The organism is Clostridium polynesiense (assembly GCF_000820705.1).
GTDB classification, from domain to species: Bacteria; Bacillota; Clostridia; order Clostridiales; family Clostridiaceae; genus Clostridium_AA; species Clostridium_AA polynesiense.
Window position 1 is genome coordinate 190,300 of the sequence record NZ_CCXI01000142.1, and the last position, 16,187, is coordinate 206,486.

At 32.1% G+C, this 16,187-nt stretch carries 17 protein-coding genes, 1 pseudogene and 1 other annotated feature; of the genes and pseudogenes, 3 read left to right on the forward strand and 15 right to left on the reverse strand.

The window, feature by feature from the left end; all coding sequences use genetic code 11:
- Positions 1 to 191: 191 nt before the first annotated feature.
- The 15 genes from TA89_RS15260 to TA89_RS15330 form a co-directional block, all read right to left on the reverse strand.
- Entirely contained in the window at positions 192 to 536 is a 345-nt protein-coding gene (locus tag TA89_RS15260) for a hypothetical protein (RefSeq protein WP_040214617.1), read from the reverse strand.
- Positions 526 to 2,004, reverse strand: a complete 1,479-nt coding sequence (locus TA89_RS18945; RefSeq protein ID WP_242850167.1) for a hypothetical protein — start codon at positions 2,002 to 2,004, stop codon at positions 526 to 528. Before TA89_RS18945 ends, TA89_RS15260 begins: the two co-directional genes overlap by 11 nt.
- A 16-nt stretch (positions 2,005 to 2,020) precedes the next feature.
- On the reverse strand, positions 2,021 to 2,305 hold the full coding sequence (locus TA89_RS15270; RefSeq protein ID WP_040214618.1) for a hypothetical protein: 285 nt from the start codon (positions 2,303 to 2,305) through the stop codon (positions 2,021 to 2,023).
- Between the two features lie 24 nt (positions 2,306 to 2,329).
- Entirely contained in the window at positions 2,330 to 2,626 is a 297-nt protein-coding gene (locus TA89_RS15275; protein WP_040214619.1) for a hypothetical protein, read from the reverse strand.
- Between the two features lies 1 nt (position 2,627).
- Positions 2,628 to 3,062, reverse strand: a complete 435-nt coding sequence (locus tag TA89_RS15280; protein ID WP_040214621.1) for a hypothetical protein — start codon at positions 3,060 to 3,062, stop codon at positions 2,628 to 2,630.
- A 9-nt stretch (positions 3,063 to 3,071) separates the two neighbouring features.
- A complete protein-coding gene (locus TA89_RS15285) occupies positions 3,072 to 3,677 on the reverse strand; it encodes a DUF4176 domain-containing protein (protein WP_040214622.1) in 606 nt (201 codons plus the stop codon).
- A gap of 306 nt (positions 3,678 to 3,983) precedes the next feature.
- A complete protein-coding gene (locus tag TA89_RS15290) occupies positions 3,984 to 4,583 on the reverse strand; it encodes a putative glycolipid-binding domain-containing protein (RefSeq protein ID WP_040214624.1) in 600 nt (199 codons plus the stop codon).
- Positions 4,584 to 4,889: 306 nt separating this feature from the next.
- Positions 4,890 to 5,288, reverse strand: coding sequence for a hypothetical protein (locus tag TA89_RS18950; protein WP_040214625.1), 399 nt, complete (start codon positions 5,286 to 5,288; stop codon positions 4,890 to 4,892).
- Positions 5,289 to 5,376: 88 nt separating this feature from the next.
- On the reverse strand, positions 5,377 to 6,384 hold the full coding sequence (locus TA89_RS15300) for a sensor histidine kinase (RefSeq protein ID WP_040214626.1): 1,008 nt from the start codon (positions 6,382 to 6,384) through the stop codon (positions 5,377 to 5,379).
- Positions 6,381 to 7,052: a response regulator transcription factor gene (locus TA89_RS15305; protein ID WP_040214627.1), complete on the reverse strand. Its 672-nt coding sequence runs from the start codon at positions 7,050 to 7,052 to the stop codon at positions 6,381 to 6,383. The genes TA89_RS15300 and TA89_RS15305 overlap by 4 nt, the downstream gene beginning before the upstream one ends.
- 155 nt (positions 7,053 to 7,207) lie before the next feature.
- Entirely contained in the window at positions 7,208 to 9,220 is a 2,013-nt protein-coding gene (locus TA89_RS15310) for an ABC transporter permease (protein ID WP_040214628.1), read from the reverse strand.
- Positions 9,210 to 9,977, reverse strand: coding sequence for an ABC transporter ATP-binding protein (locus TA89_RS15315; RefSeq protein WP_040214629.1), 768 nt, complete (start codon positions 9,975 to 9,977; stop codon positions 9,210 to 9,212). The genes TA89_RS15310 and TA89_RS15315 overlap by 11 nt, the downstream gene beginning before the upstream one ends.
- Before the next feature lie 392 nt (positions 9,978 to 10,369).
- Positions 10,370 to 12,343 (reverse strand): class I tRNA ligase family protein, encoded by a 1,974-nt coding sequence (locus TA89_RS15320; RefSeq protein ID WP_040214630.1) that lies wholly within the window; start codon positions 12,341 to 12,343, stop codon positions 10,370 to 10,372.
- 65 nt (positions 12,344 to 12,408) lie between these two features.
- Positions 12,409 to 12,685, reverse strand: a binding site (T-box leader).
- Between the two features lie 454 nt (positions 12,686 to 13,139).
- Complete coding sequence (locus TA89_RS15325) at positions 13,140 to 13,613, reverse strand: hypothetical protein (RefSeq protein ID WP_040214631.1); 474 nt, start codon at positions 13,611 to 13,613, stop codon at positions 13,140 to 13,142.
- 90 nt (positions 13,614 to 13,703) lie between these two features.
- Complete coding sequence (locus tag TA89_RS15330) at positions 13,704 to 13,910, reverse strand: hypothetical protein (protein WP_040214632.1); 207 nt, start codon at positions 13,908 to 13,910, stop codon at positions 13,704 to 13,706.
- Positions 13,911 to 14,792: 882 nt separating this feature from the next.
- Between TA89_RS15330 and TA89_RS19370 the strand changes: the two genes are divergently transcribed.
- From TA89_RS19370 to TA89_RS19215, 3 genes and pseudogenes are all read left to right on the forward strand, one after another.
- Entirely contained in the window at positions 14,793 to 15,113 is a 321-nt protein-coding gene (locus TA89_RS19370) for a Mu transposase domain-containing protein (protein WP_242850168.1), read from the forward strand.
- Positions 15,114 to 15,125: 12 nt separating this feature from the next.
- Positions 15,126 to 15,494 carry a hypothetical protein gene (locus tag TA89_RS19375; protein WP_242850169.1) on the forward strand — a complete coding sequence of 123 codons (369 nt, stop codon included), beginning with the start codon at positions 15,126 to 15,128 and terminating at the stop codon, positions 15,492 to 15,494.
- Positions 15,484 to 16,161, forward strand: a pseudogene (locus TA89_RS19215) (ATP-binding protein); the annotation flags it as partial. The gene TA89_RS19375 and the pseudogene TA89_RS19215, both read left to right, overlap by 11 nt.
- Positions 16,162 to 16,187 lie beyond the last annotated feature (26 nt).

Genomic DNA, 16,187 nt, shown 5'->3' on the forward strand with positions numbered 1-16,187 from the left:
TCAACTCCTTTTATTTCTACAATATGTATTACAAAAAAAAGATTAATGCTCTAGTTACTAAAACATTAATCTTTTAACTTTTTTATTGTGTTATTTAAGTTATGCAGCATTAAATTACTTAACATTATTGATTCTATTATAATTTGCGATTAAATATATTTATGCAGTTATTTACCTTTAAATTATGCAATCTATTTCCAACCATTAGCTTCTAAAAATTTATCAGGTATTCTTAACTCTAATTGTTCCTGAAGTTCTTTGCAAAAAACATCAAAGTCAGCTTTATCATACCACTTTTGACTATTTTTAAGACCAATAAAAGAACCTTCTCCATATTGAATACTGCATCCAATTACACCTCTATCATAATTAAATAATACAATAAAATAATCATATGCTTTAAACCTAATGCTGAATGTTTTATATGGTGTCTCTGCAGTATTAAATATTTCAAAGTCTTCCATCCTATCTTTAAACTTTTTAATTAACATATCTACTACTATATCTGACATTTCATCAGCTGATTTATTTTGCATACCAAAAATCTCCTATCTTTTTTAATCTTGTATATCCGAATTTATCTTTTAAATATTGCCATTCCTTTTTTAATGCACAATCTCCATATGCTGTTGGGTTATGTGAAAAACGTATTTCCTTTCCTGCCTTTACAGCATCATTTAGCGCAGGCACATTAAATAAATCAAACATATCATCATCAGTTACATTATACTTACCTTTTATAATATCCCAATCATTTCCTAAGCTAAAATACGTTGTATCTCCAGCCATTACTGTATATGAGTCTTTTCCCGGAATTGTCCAATCTAATGTTCCATCAGCTTTCGCCATTGGTTTATATTTCCCTAAAGTTATTGTATCTGAATTTATATTTTGTATTGATTCTTCTCGTATATTTTTAAATTCATCTACTGGTATTTTCCCATTCACCTTACCATCAGTAACTTTTATACCGTCTATTATACTATCAGATTTGCTTATCCCATCTTTTAACTTCTCAGCCTCTTTCCCCAGATCCACATCATCCAAATCAACTCTTTTTGATGAGTTTAATTTTTCTAGGTTATTCTTGTAGTTCTTCTTTGAAGTATCGTATATTCCTCGGGATGCGGATAATTGAGCTGCTCCAACAAAAACTATGGGTACTGATACCGCAATTTCTATAGATCCCAAAATTACACCTATACCTGTGGAAGTTGTTGCTACTCCTGTTGCACCTATGGTTATACCTGATGCTAATGTTAAAAATCCTATTACAATTCCTGCACTTCCAATCACTATACAGGCAGCATCACCTGTTGCTCTACCTCTATAATACCACTTTTCATCTGTAACAAGTGGCGAAATATACTTTTCCTCCAATCCATCAAGAATCGAGTTTAAGTTTTCATTTAATCTTGTGTTAAATTTTTCATCTATTATTGCGTAGGGTAAGAATGCAATTCCTTCTACTGAGTCTCTTAATAATGATACCCCAAAGCCTCCTACTGCACTTAATGCACTTTCATACCATGCTATGTCCCTAAGCTCTGGCATTTGCTCCTGCAATCCATCTATATTGTTTATCATAGATAAGACTGCGCTACTATAATTGTCTTTTACTTCCGTAGATAGCTTATTATAATATGTTCCTTCTAAGGTTATTACTGATGGATTAATCATATCAGCAACATCCATGATTTTTTCATTAAAGGCCACCATACATTCACTTATACTACTCAGCCTATTAGCATAGTTAATATCAACTGCATGGACCCTTTTTAATATTCTTTCAAATTTTTCTCCATCTATATTATGTTTATCTACTATATGTGAGTGATACTCTTCAACATTGTCTATATAGTTTTTAATATCTAAATCTTCCATTTGAAAGGTGTCTTGAAACCAATCAAAGAGAAAAAATTGATCTTCTTCATCAACGCTCTTCTTTATGATTCCCCGTAGTTCATTTACTGCATCTAACGAAAAATCTCTAATTATTGCCACCACCTCCAATTATCTCTCACTGTAGTGTTCTCAAAGCCTCAGCTCTATCCTCATCCGAATTGACGTATCCCTCTTTAGCTTGTACTAGAAATTTCATAGTATTATTAACCATGAAATGTAATGAATTAGTCAATACTAAAAAGTTATTATTAATCGTTTTCATATAACTACTAGTATATCCTGCACCTACTACTTCAAAATCACTTTTAGTACTTCCCTCTATAGCTAATGATAGCTTAACAAGTTCACTAATACATGATTCTACTATCTCCACATTAATATCTATAGCTTCAGCTGACAAATAATTTTCCTCCTTTATTTTATGCTAATACAGATAGCTATCCGCCGTATCCATATCTGTTATGAACCCTCTGTTACATTCTTGAGCTTTAGTAGCTAGCTCCTTAACTTCTGTCTTTAAAGTAGCTACTATTTCTGAATATAATTTAAGATTATCATGAACTTTTCCACTTTTTATTCCCTCTGATAATAATTTAGTTAGAATAGACTCATATTGAACTAACATAATTTCGAAATTCTCAGCTCTTCTTATATACTCTTTTCCCGCTGCTTCACAATTCTCATCATTAACTATCAAGTCATATTCAATATCTCCCGGCAAATTAATCACCTCTCTTATTTTCTAACTCTAGCATTTTCTCGTTTAAATTAATTATTCTATTCTTCAAGTAATAGTTTTTGCTCTCTAAATCTCTTATTTCTGCTTCTTTTCTTCTTATCTCATTTTTAGTCTCTGCTATTGCTGAATCAATATTATCATGGGCGGAGCTTGCCCTATTGCCATCAATAAACCTTAACATTTCATCGGAACATTCCGAAGCAAATTTTACATTGCTTAAGCTTTCTTTCATCCTAACAAAGTGCCTTCTTTTAATAGATCTGTAATCATATAACTTTTCCTGGGTGCCTCTTAATTTATGTTTTATATATTCTAGTTCTATTATTCTATCTCTAAGCTTTCGTATTCGAATGTTATTTTCATCTAATTGAGAGGTACATTGTTTTATACTCCTTTGAATATAATATATTTCATTCATAGTGCCCTCCTATCTTCTGGAAAAACCTATAGAATACATATCATTTTTTGCTAACATTTCATTTTTCATAACACAAATATATGCCTCTTCTTCAATATCCCTAAATCCTCTTTGAAGAATCTTTTCTATAGCAGCACTTGTAAAATGTATCATTTTATCATTATCATAAGTGCCAATGGGATACCTTACCCCTGCATAAGGAAAATATTCTTTTTCTCCTTCTTTAAATAGAAATCTATGAGTTATAACGATTTTTAATGACTTCTCAATTTGTTCTTCCCCAAATATCTCCTTAATAAAGTTAGTGTTTAGCTCTACAACAGAACCTAGAGGCAATACCTCCTCTAAAAAATCAATTAAAGTAGCTAGCATTTTCAGCATTTCATCCTTAGCTAATTGTATTTTTATATCTTTATACTCTAGAGAACAAGTTTCTCCCTCTTCTTTCATAAAGTTGTTATATAAAGTATATAATTCACTTACCTTATCCTTGTACTCATAAGCCATCTGTAATATTAATGCCTTCTCATTTGATTTTAAATAGAATAATTTATCAATCCATTTTATAATCATGGCAAATAATGATTTTTCATAATTAAACTCCTTTTGATCCATAACACACCACCACCTAAAAATAACTATATTAGGTATATTTTAGCATATAATTCCAACAAGAAAAAGAAATTTGCTTTAAGTTACCATCAGATTTTATCTCTTTATGGACATCATTACTCTCGTCTATGTGCCTGGCACTATTACCCGCACTAGTGACTTACATCTATTAGACTGTACCAATGCTAAGTACACTAAAAACAGCCTTAGCCATTGATTTTGCTTGGCTAAGGCTATAAACCTCTTTTACCTGGGATTAGATTTACTGTAAAATGTATAACGTGAACTTTTTATTACTGTTTAATAAAATTATTTTTTTATTTCAGTATTATAAACTCTTTTAAATAAATGGGGATAATCTATAACAAATCCATCTTTATCTACAAAAAATTCCGTCATAAACCCACTATTTAAATTTTCATATTTATATTTGCAACTATTTAGATTTGATTCTATACAAGTATAGCGTTGGTTTACAGGTTTTAAACTAAAATTATAAGTATCGATATAAACTACTTTTATTTCTCTTGATTCTCCTGATTTTAATGATAAGCGCCTAATGGGAATTGTATTAGTAAAAGGAGTAGCAGAAATATCAATATCTATACATCCATATAAATTTTCTACTGATTTACCAGCATCAGTTGTCCAATTACCATTTCCATCTGATTGTAAGACAATGCTTTTAGATTTACCATCAAAGATCTGTACTTCAAATTTGTTAACCTTCCAGTCTAAATTACAGTATATATTATACAATATACGAACGGGCATATCTTTTCGCATTGTTAGAATAACTGAGTTTGCTGTAATGCTTTCATCATCTTTCAATAAAAATAAATGCTCTAATCCTGTCTCATTAAGTGTCTTCCATATTGCATCCACTCTAACATTATTATCTTTATTCATTAATATGGAACCATCACCTCCACTGCAAACGCTAGTTTCCATCAATTATACCAAAACAAGAAAGAATTTACACAACAATATTAATAATATTATTTTAGACTTAATATTGTTCCAAAGTTTTGTGAATCTATAATAAAGCAAATAAAAGCACCCTTCCTGCAATGATTAGTGCTTTAATCTCTCAAATTTAACTATTAAATTTATCCAAAAGCCCTAAAACAAAATAAACATGCTATGAAGCAACTATCACAAATCAAAGATTTGGATATCTACTTTTGTTCTAATGATTGCTTAGTGTTACCAACACTAATAAAGAGAAAAAACAGAGCTAGCTTTTGATATATTCAATACTTGTCTAATACCTATGATATCTCCAAAAATAAATATGTCTCCTAAAGTAAAATAGAAACTATCTAAAAATAGAAATACCATAGAGGTAATTATAACAATACTATTCATTTCTACCTCTCTTGATTTTCTTAGTACTGAAAGTACTTTCATGTATAAAAAAGATGATATTTCTTTCATAATTGTGATTATACAAAAGATAAGTTCAAATCTAGAAATAGATCTGTATTTATAGATCTTTGTGTTAAATTCCTCTTTAATTTGTGATACAGACTTATCATTTTTTTCTAAGCTATTTAAATATAATTGTACCTCTCTTATGTCATCCTTATTTAAATCTCTAAACCCTTTTATCATATCGCCACCTATACCCTCATATCCAATTTATTCTAATTATATGTTATATAATTATAGGATTCTTGTCTCTATGTAAATAATCATAAAATTACGTTGTCATATTGCTTACTGGAAAATGTATTGATACTTTGGTTCCCTTGTCTAATTGTGATTCTAAATTTAGCCCTAGTCCAAGCCTTTTACATAGCTTTTTACATATATATAACCCCATTCCTGTGCTCTTACCAAATTTCCTTCCATTGTCCCCGGTAAAGCCTTTATCAAATACTCTTCCTATATCTCTTTCAATTATGCCAACTCCATTATCTTCTATTATTAATGTAGTGGAATTTTCATTTTTTACAGAGTAAATCCTAATGATACTGTCCTGTACTTTAGAATATTTTATTGCATTGCCTATGATTTGATTTAATATAAATACAATCCACTTCACATCACAATATACGGTTTCATTAATATCCTCAAGCTTCAGGATTATCTTTTTGCTTATAAACTCTCTATAGTTTTTTTTCACTGCGCTTTTCACTATATCCCCAAGAGAGGCTTCTTTAATTATATAATCATTTCCAACCTCATCACTTCTGGAGTAATATAGTACCTGCTCCACAAAGCTATCAATCCTATCAATCTGTATATCAATTTTCTTTGTAACCTCGTTATTATTATTCTCAGCAAGGAGTTTGGCTGAGGCTATGGGGGTTTTAATTTCATGCACCCAGGTTTCAATATATTCCCTATACTCTTCCTGAATGTATTTATAATGATTTATGTTTTCGTGCATATCCCGGCTAAGATCTTTTAATATTTCGTTTACCTTTTCACCTACATTAAAATCCGCTTCTTCTACTACCTCTGGGAATAAATACTTTTTATCAAGTCCTTTTAATATCCCATAAATATTTTTAAAATATCTATTCCATTTTATGAAGTCTAAAGATGTATATAATATAAGAGGAATAAACCATATGCAGCCTATAAGAAATATAGTTAGCAAGCTGTCAGTGGAAAAGAATACAAACACAGCTATAAAAATAAAAACTAAAAAATTAACTGCTAAAAATACTATTTTATCTTTTAAAAATTCTCCCAGCTTCATGGCATTATGTACCCCAATCCTCTTCTTGTTTCTATGGCATCTTTAATACCTATGCTTTCAAGCTTTTTTCTAAGCCTGGTCACATTAACAGAAAGAGTGCTGTCATCAACAAAGAAATCAGACTTCCAGAGATACTCCATAAGAGCATCTCTGGAGACGATTGTTCCTTTATTTTCTATGAGAAAGGAGAGTATTTTCATTTCATTTTTAGTAAGCTCCAGCTCTTTATCTCTATATAAAATTGATGCATTTGAAAGATTCAGTTGAAAATCCCCATAGGCTATAACTGAACCGTAACCTCCAACTCCGCCGGTTCTTTTTAAAAGCGCAGCTATTCTGGCAAGTAAAATCTGAGTATTGTAGGGCTTAGTAACAAAGTCATCGGCACCTAAGTTCATGCTCATCAGTTCATCAGTGTCACTATCCCTGCTGGTTACAATTATAATTGGAACTTCAGAAATTTTTCTTACCTCTCTGCAGATATAATAACCATCATATGCAGGAAGATTTATATCCAGCAATATGAGATCCGCTTTCTCTTCTAGGATTTTTTCAATTATGTTATCAAAATTAACAGGTGCAGCTACCTGATAATTATATTTACTAAGAAAGCTTTGAAGCTCCTCTCTGATAATTTCATCATCCTCAATAACAATTATCTTCTTCACTTTACCGCCTCCTAACACCTATAATTTTATCATGGAACCCCTCTTTCATACACATTGAAAAAGCTAGTTCCAATAGGTAAAACAAATATATAGACTTAAATTTATAACAAAAATCTATCTGCAGCTGGTACTTTGCTGCAAATAGATAATGTCTTTTACTTAAGTTTACTTTTAATTATATTTTTGTATCCTATATAGGTTGTGTAAAAATAGATTCCATATACGACTACAAATAAACCTGAGGTTACTAAAGCAGCAGTAGATATATTAGGTCTGTTATATAATTCAATAAAGTTGCTTGTAACCTTTATCCCTACTATAGAGTGAATGAAGGCCAGTATTATAGGGATGGTAAAATAGCTTAGCATTTGCAAAAAAATCGATTTATTAATACTTTTTCTGCCGGCACCTAATTTTTTTAAGGATACATACCTGTCTGCACTATCGCTGGCTTCAGAAAGCTGCTGAAGAGCAAGGACTGCCATACTGCTTACTAAAAATACTATTCCTAGATATATCACCACAAAAAGCACAAGAGCAGTTACCCCTTTATTCCCTTCAAATATATCCTTTCTGGTATTTGCTATTACATATCCTAATCTTTCATAATCTCCTACTTTACCAAGATCTTGATATTTCCTTATAGCAGTGATGAAATTTTTCTCAGCTTCCTCCTTATTATTCTCATCAAAGAATATATTCATATTTGTAGAAATCTTCTCTGCGCTGTCACAATAGGAATCGTCAACGATTATAGTTATAATGTTGTTTTTCATAAAATCTGTTCTTAGATTTTCCTGAATCACTTCTTCATTTTTGATCTCATATTTCTTTCCCTTTAAGGTTATGGTTTTATTCTTATGCATATAATCAGTAATAGTGGAGAGGGTTTTAGTAAAGTTAGAGGTTATAAGCACCTGATTTTCCTTTAATTTAATTGGCTCCTCACCCTTAAGCTCTCTAAGGCCATTATATTCAGATATTTTCACGAAGGAAACTTTAAAGTCTTTATCCTCTAGAGCTTTGTCAAGGGGCATTAAATCTGACAGCATAGTTCCATCACTATATTCATCAAAGGATGCTGATTTATCATTGCTTCCAAGCTCTATATTCATAGCTTTAAACGTCTCCTGAATATCAAGAGGGTTTTTATTTTCCTCTTGTGTTAAGTATTTAAAAGCAGTTGCATCATAGGGTGTTGCCTCCTTCAGTCCGGAAACCAGTGCATCTTTAAAACTAAAGCCTGTAGATAGTGTCACCATAGTTATAAATAACATTAAACATATAACAGACATGGATAGAAAATTAGTTTTAATCTTGCTGTTAAGCTGCTTAATTGTAAATATGTTCAGTTCCCTAAAATATATCCCCCTGCTTCTTTTTAATATATCTATTAAAAATCCTGAAAGACTAAAGAAAAATAAAATTGTTCCTACAATTCCAAGAGCTATTGCAATGAGTACCTTTGGATCTTCTATATCAAGACCCACCTCTAATATAAGCTTATAAGCTAATCCAAGCACTGCTGCAGCTGCAGCAAAAATAATCACATAGATAACAGGATGCTTCATTTTTATTTCTTCATTTTTTCTTCCCATAGTAAGTAAATCTATTATTTTATATTTTGAAATTATATAGGTATTAAATATCATCACTAAAAGGAACATTATTCCAAAGTATATCACTGTCTTTCCTATAGCTGCCGAAGAAATTATAAATTTATAGCTTGTCATATTAAATTCAAAGAGCTTTGCCACTACAAAGGAAAGTCCCTGGGATATTATAAGTCCTATTATTAAACCGCTTACTAAAGAAAGAATTCCTACCATAAGGGTTTCTAAAATTAGTATCCTGGAAATCTTCGATTTACTCATCCCTAAGATCATGTATATACCAAGCTCTTTATTTCTCTTTTTAACCAGAAAATTATTAGCATAAAGGATAAGTCCACCAAGAATTACTGCCACAAACACAGATACATAAGAAATCACTGTAGTTATAGTATCAAGCACCTGAGCTCCGCTATCCATAGCCTCTACCATGGCCTTTTGTGATTCTATGGAGTTAAAGCTGTAAAATATGCATACTGCTAAGGTTAGAGTCAAAAAGTATATGGTATAATCCTTGAAGCTCTTTCTTACATTTTTTGCCGCAATTTTAGAATACATTGTTGTCATCCCCTCCAATTAGAGTTATTACTTCAATTATTCTATTAAAGAACTCCTTTCTGCTATCCTCTCCTCTTACAAGCTCAGTAAAGATTTTTCCATCCTTAATAAATAGAATCCTGTGGGCATAGCTTGCAGTAAAGGCATCATGGGTAACCATTAAAATTGTTGCATTTAAATCCTTATTTAAGCTTTCAAATCTTTCAAGAAGAAGCCTGGCAGACTTTGAATCTAAGGCTCCTGTTGGTTCGTCAGCAAGAATTAAAGAAGGATCTGTAACGATTGCTCTTGCTGAAGCTACCCTCTGCTTTTGCCCTCCGGACATTTGATAAGGATATTTCTGTAATACATCCTCTATGTCTAAATATCCTGCAACCTCCTTAATTTTTCCATCTATTTCAGAAGTCCTTTCCCCCTTAATAGTTAAGGCTAAAGCTATGTTTTCATAAGCAGTCAAAGTATCAAGGAGATTGAAATCCTGAAATATAAAACCAAGCTCCCTTTGTCTGAAGCTATCAAGGCTCTTAGATTTTAATCTGGTAATATCCTTATCATTGATTATTATTTTTCCTGTGGTCACCGTATCAATGGTAGAAATACAATTTAAAAGTGTAGTCTTCCCGCTGCCTGAAGGGCCCATAATGCCGACAAATTCACCTTCATCCACCTTAAAGCTTATGCTATCTATAGCTTTTGTGACATTATCCTTATTTCCATAATATTTTTCAATCTTTTCAACAGTTAAAATGTTCTTCATACTTATCATCCTTTCATTTATTACTTCACTAAAATTATTTTAATAAATTTATAACATATTATGTGCCTTAAAGCTCTTCTCATCATACCCGGCAAATATAACCAAACATACTACCTTTATTAACTCATATATCTTTATCACACAAATCATCTCCTTGTATGAAGCTTATGAGTTTATTATATAGTCTGCTCTACATATTACATATGGATTTACTTTTCATTTAGATTACATTTTTGTAATATAAAAAAGCTTAACAACATATTTGAATGTTGTTAAGCTTCTTGTAATAAAACTCTTTTCAAAATATAATGCTAAACTATAATTTATTTTATAGATTAATACTGCTTATGATGGCTCTCCTAAGTTATGCTAAATTATATTGCCTAGATTTCTTATCTATTATATTGATGCTCCATTTTCTCAAAGAAATCCACCTTTGGTTCAAGGAACTTAAATTTATGATTGTCGCCATCTTCAAAATAAGAATTAAGAGGGTCAAGAATTTTATCCCAATTCCATAATTCATCATCAATGTTAAGGTAATCTTTAAACTTTTCGCAGCCTTCCGGTGCTATGGGATGAACCAGTATTGCAATTACTTTGCAGGCATAAAAGCAATCTGCTATTACTTGTTTTTTTAATTCTTCATTTTTAATATTATTAGCCCAATGTTTGTTTATTTCTCTTATATAATCGTCAAGAACGTAGGATATCCTGTGGAAGTCATGGTTATACATATGCCTTTCGTATTCCAGTACTGTTTTTTCTGTTGATTCTATTATTTTTTTGCTTACTTCTTCCTTAGGAATATTTTCATTTATGCTTTGTAAGGTATAGAAGCAAGAACGGATAAGCCTGTTAAATACATTTGTCAGAAGGTTTCCTTCCTTTAAAACCGGATCTGCCCCTGCTTTTTCCTCTTCCTGCATATAAACTTGAGGCTTGAAGCCAACACTTTTTGAAGATAATCCTAAACTCATAAAATGCATACGTAATTGGTCTTTTGAATAATGTTCTAATAATTCATCTGCCATTGGAGGCTTAACCTCTGAACTGCTGCTAGCTTTTTTATCCATAAACAAAAGGTGTTTATTAGGAATTATATGGGGCAGCTTAACTTTAGAAACATCTACCACTTCACCTTTAGGTATTTTTAGTCCAATAAACATTGCCATTTCAGCGATAGAATAGAAATAAATATTGTCTTCACCTATAAATTGATACACCATAGAATCTTCATCATTCCACCAGCTATTCCAGCTTTCAGGATTTTCCCCTATTGACTCTAAATATGCTTTTGTGAAGGATATAGGTGCCCATAGCGATTCCGGCCATACCCAAAAGGTTAAATCCTTCAATTCATCTCTGTCCGGAACCTTTACTCCCCAGGAGATATTTCCTGATAATCTAAAGGGAACTAAAGTTTTACCGCTTGTATAGTTAATGCTCAAACTATCTAATATCTCTTTAGCTTTATCTCTATCTTCCAGGTCTTCAAAAATGAAAGCAACAAAAGATTTCTTTTCTTCATCTATTGTCTCATGTTTTGGGAACTTATCTTCTAACTCACTGAGATCATCAATATATTTTCTTGGAATATAGATTAATGGCTTTTTTAAAAATTCTTCTATAGCTTTAAGCTCATATTTTCTTCTGTTAGTGTTTTTCTTCAAAAACTCATTAAGGTCATTCATTATATCCATAGAATCCTCTAAAGTAAAGTACCAGTTTTCTACACTCTTTAAAACAGGCTTTTTCCCGGATAATGTACTGATAGGGTTGATTAATTCTGATGCCATATATTGATGTCCTAAGGAACACTCTTCCGCATAGGCCCTATGAGAATTGCATCCAGCAATAGGGCACTTTCCAATTACTTGCCTTCCGTTAAGAAATACCTTTTTCTCTTCATCATAAAATTGTAATGCTGACATCTTTTTTATATATCCATTTTTAAACAGGGTGTTAAACACTTCTTCTGAGGTTTCATTATGAAATTCTCCGGTTCTTCCAATAGCGGAAGCACCAAAAAGATTCAAACTTATATTGTAATCCTCCAAGGTTTTCTTTTGACTTAAATGATTACACTCAACATAATCCTCTATGGTCTTTTCATAGCCCTCTTCCTTTAGCTTCCTATAGCTTTCAAGAATAGGTGAACCATAACAATCTGTACCGGATATAAAAATTACATTTTCTTTCCCTATTCTATCTCTTAAAAATCTTGCAAATATATCTGCATGTATAAACATTCCTCCAACATGACCAAAGTGAAGGTTTTTGTTTCCATAAGGCATTCCAGCAGTAATTACAGCCTTCTTTGGAAATATCGGTCTTTCATTTCTTTCTAATCTTTTACTTATCATATTCTTCACTCCTTAAAAATTTAGCTATAATTTTTTACGTCAAAAAGCCCCTGTAGAAATATATCTACAGGGGCAAAAATTCTATTTTGCGGTACCACCCTTTATTCTCTAAAACATCACTATTTTAGACTCCTCAAGTACACCATCTCCCTAAAACTTTAGGAAAAATCATACTCCAGTTCTGTAACGTGAACGGACGTCATAGTATCACTCATAATAAATTCTTATAAGATCCGTATGCAGCTCCAAGACTTGTTTCATTATAAACTCATAGCTTCCTCTCACCAAACGGAAACTCTCTGTGTACTCCTTTATAACTACTGCTCTCTTCATAGCCTTTATTTTTTATAATTATATCTTTATAAGGGGCAGGTGTCAATTGTAATATTTAGTTATAACCTTAATTGTCTTATAAGAGTATATGAAATTAACACCTTATTTACTTAGCGTAGATTCTCCATGACTATTACAAATGAGTTTTCCACACTTATACTTGTGTATACGTTGTACATAAATATATCATAATTCTATATTACAATTTAACAGTTGAACGTGAGTTACTGGTATCACCTTTCTTATGAAAGGAGGTGATACACGTGAGTAACATACTTTAATATTACTATTTCATATAGAATTATTTTACTAGCACCACTAACATTTATAGTGTTACTTTTTAATAAAAAATAACCATATACAATTATAATATAAATGTATTATTTATCATATATACATCCATACTTCTTATCTTATATTTAACCCTATCTAATTTCCTTATATATACTTTCCATTATCACTACTAAGTTCGATTTTTCTTGTTAGTTACAAACTGTATTTTACTTATTCTACTTAACAAAAAATTGTTGAACAATACTTCTCTTTTTCTTCTAAAATAAAACGAATTTATTTGTGATATTAAAACTACCATTAGAATAGCAAGTAGTACTTCAATGCATTTAGCTACATTCAACACTACAGGTATCTTAAAATATTTTAAAAACATAGGGATTACGGCTACCTGCAATGATGCTATACTCACGGTACTTCCTACATATAAACTTAAATCTAATTCTATGTCTTTTATCCTTTTTTTGGTACTCTCTTCTAATATATCTTTTGATATATCTTTTAAGTTTTTTATATAGTTATCAACTTCTTTTATAGTACTTTCGTCTATATTATTAATCTCTATTTTTTTATTATCCTTAATATACTGCAAAAACTTTTCTTGAACCTCCGAATAAGTACCTTTATTTTTAAAATTTTTTGTCATATATTTTCCTATCTCTTTTAAATAAAATATTAACTCTTCATAAATATAACTAAAAGAAGCACATAAAACTAGGTACTCCCTTCTCTCTTTTTAACTAGTATGACATTCATTACAACAATAATAACAACCATTACTTTTTATATAATATTTTTTAGCTTCTTTTACAGCATTTTTACATGTATTAAACGCTCCTAAATATAAAGAATTTTCTCGATTAGGTTTATGTCCACAAGTAGACTTGTGAACCTCATGGTCTCCATTTGTTTGTACATTTTTATTTACGTAGTATAAATCCATATTAAATCCCCCTTTCTTTTTTTGTTACAATTAAAGTTAAATCTATTGTTATAAATATAATACCATTTTTTTGTATAAATGTATCGTTTGTGTAATATAACAATTACTATTTTACGATACTTAATCAATCTATATGATGTGATTTATATATTGGGGAATAGCTTCATCCAGTATTCACAGTACCTATAATAGTATTCCAATATCTTGTGATGTTTATTGTAAGATAAAATCACCAAAAATTGCAAATAGGTTTTCCAGAATGTCTCAAGCGGAAATTCCATAATATTGCAAAGAATCCATTGCAGGCATAAACCAATACATATATCCTTGTATCTGCACCAATAAGATTACCGGGAGGAAAGGAGAATACTTACAATTAATCATATATATGATATCAGATTTAGATTCTTCGTTAAAGGAGAAAACGTATCGCAGATTACAGATACACTGCATCTGGACTGGAAAACAGTACGGAAGTATGTAGACATGACAGATTTCAACCAACTGGCTCCGAAGCCAGCTTCGAGCTATCGATTCTGCCCAAAACTAGATCACTACAAGCCAACAATTGATGCTTGGCTTATAGAGGATAAAAACGCACCCCGTAAGCAGCGGCACACCGCTAAAAGGGTTTTTAAGAGGCTTCAAAAGGAGTTTAAGGATTTTGACTGCTCCTACCGTACAGTTGCGTCATATTATACCGTTAAGTGTAATGAGTTGCTTAAGGATAGATTTGAAGGGTATCTTCCACTGGAACATCGACCTGGTGAGGGGCATGAAAAAGGCAACGTAGAGAATAAGGTCGGTTATCATAGGAGGAACCTCCTGGTTCCTATGCCTCGCTTTATATCACTTCCTGATTATAATCGGCAGCTCCTCGCAATGTGCGAGGAGGACGCTAACAGAGAACACTACCGACATGACCAAACTATAGAAGAGCTTTTTGCTGAGGACTTAAAACACTGCAATGTTCTTCCGGAAATCTCCTTTGACTTAAGCGGTAGTAGAACCGTGACCACCAACAGCTGGGAGAAGTTCTATCTCCACAAAGGTATGCATGAATATTCAGTTTCACCAAAACATTCTAATATGGTGGTTAATTTAAGACTAACCTCATCCCATGTCACTATTTTGGATGAGAACTATCGAGAGATTGTCACTCATCGACGCCTTTACGGTGATTCAAAACAGCAGAGTATGTAATGGCTTCCGTATTTGAGGCAGCTTTCCATACGTCCCAGAGCTTTAAAATATTCAGGAATATACGATTTGATGCCTGAAGATTTAAAATCTTATCTTAAAGGATGTACAAATTCCGAAGTAGGTAAAGTACTTAAGGTTCTCTCGGAGCTTACTGATAGAACAGGTTTTGACAGTGCTGTAAATACAGTCAGACAAGCATTGTGTTATGGAGCTTCTGACGCAGATAGTTTAAGAAATCTATACCGCCGTCTGTATACAGACGTGCCGGAGCTGCCTCCTATGACGTTGAGTCCAGGAATCCCTAAAATGGAGCAGATGCCAACAAATCTTGTGGAATACGATACCTTCCTGAAAAATGGAGGTGCAGTAAATGTTCGATAAAGAGATAGAAAACTGCTGCAAGACTCTCCGGTTTAGTCACAACCTAGCGGATATGGCGCAGACTACTAGAATCCAATCAGGAGTATCTGTACAAGCTTCTTTCAGCAGAAATAAGCTATAGGGAACAGATCCGAATGTCAAAGCTGGTTAACACCGCCGGTTTCTATACAGTTAGAACCTTTGAAGAGTTTCGTTTCGACGAGGTACAACTTCCCTCAGATCTTACTCCTCAGAGCCTTGAGTCTCTTGATTTCATTTGACAGATAAAGAATATAATAATGTATGGTCGGATAGGCAGAGAAAAACAATACTTTCCACCGCCATAGGCATAGCCGCGTGCAATAAGGGAATTCCCGTTAAGTTTTATCGCACTGCTGCACTGATTAATCAACTTTCAGACGCGAAGAAAGCCGAGACACTTGAAACCCTACATAAAAAGTTGAATAAAGCTTCAGTCATTATTCTTGATGAGTTTGGTTATGTTCCCTATGCTCTCACTGGTTTTCAGCTGTTTTTTGATTATCTTTCAGGGATACATGAGCAGAAGTCAGTTATACTAAACACAAACTTGGAGTTTTACAGATGGATAAACGTGCTTTATAACGAGCAGATGACTGCGGCCTTGGTCGGCAGGCTTGTGTACCACTATCACCTGATATTGTTTCCATGATAGAATAATCATCTCAGAGAAGC

Bases quoted from the DNA above. Each gene is read 5' to 3' on its own strand.
- TA89_RS15260 (WP_040214617.1), bottom strand. From the start codon at position 536: ATGCAAAATAAATCAGCTGATGAAATGTCAGATATAGTAGTAGATATG.
- TA89_RS15280 (WP_040214621.1), bottom strand. From the start codon at position 3,062: ATGAATGAAATATATTATATTCAAAGGAGTATAAAACAATGTACCTCT.
- TA89_RS15285 (WP_040214622.1), bottom strand. From the start codon at position 3,677: ATGGATCAAAAGGAGTTTAATTATGAAAAATCATTATTTGCCATGATT.
- TA89_RS15290 (WP_040214624.1), bottom strand. From the start codon at position 4,583: ATGAATAAAGATAATAATGTTAGAGTGGATGCAATATGGAAGACACTT.
- TA89_RS18950 (WP_040214625.1), bottom strand. From the start codon at position 5,288: ATGATAAAAGGGTTTAGAGATTTAAATAAGGATGACATAAGAGAGGTA.
- TA89_RS15300 (WP_040214626.1), bottom strand. From the start codon at position 6,384: ATGAAGCTGGGAGAATTTTTAAAAGATAAAATAGTATTTTTAGCAGTT.
- TA89_RS15310 (WP_040214628.1), bottom strand. From the start codon at position 9,220: ATGTATTCTAAAATTGCGGCAAAAAATGTAAGAAAGAGCTTCAAGGAT.
- TA89_RS15315 (WP_040214629.1), bottom strand. From the start codon at position 9,977: ATGAAGAACATTTTAACTGTTGAAAAGATTGAAAAATATTATGGAAAT.
- TA89_RS15320 (WP_040214630.1), bottom strand. From the start codon at position 12,343: ATGATAAGTAAAAGATTAGAAAGAAATGAAAGACCGATATTTCCAAAG.
- TA89_RS15325 (WP_040214631.1), bottom strand. From the start codon at position 13,613: ATGACAAAAAATTTTAAAAATAAAGGTACTTATTCGGAGGTTCAAGAA.
- TA89_RS15330 (WP_040214632.1), bottom strand. From the start codon at position 13,910: ATGGATTTATACTACGTAAATAAAAATGTACAAACAAATGGAGACCAT.
- TA89_RS19370 (WP_242850168.1), top strand. From the start codon at position 14,793: ATGTGCGAGGAGGACGCTAACAGAGAACACTACCGACATGACCAAACT.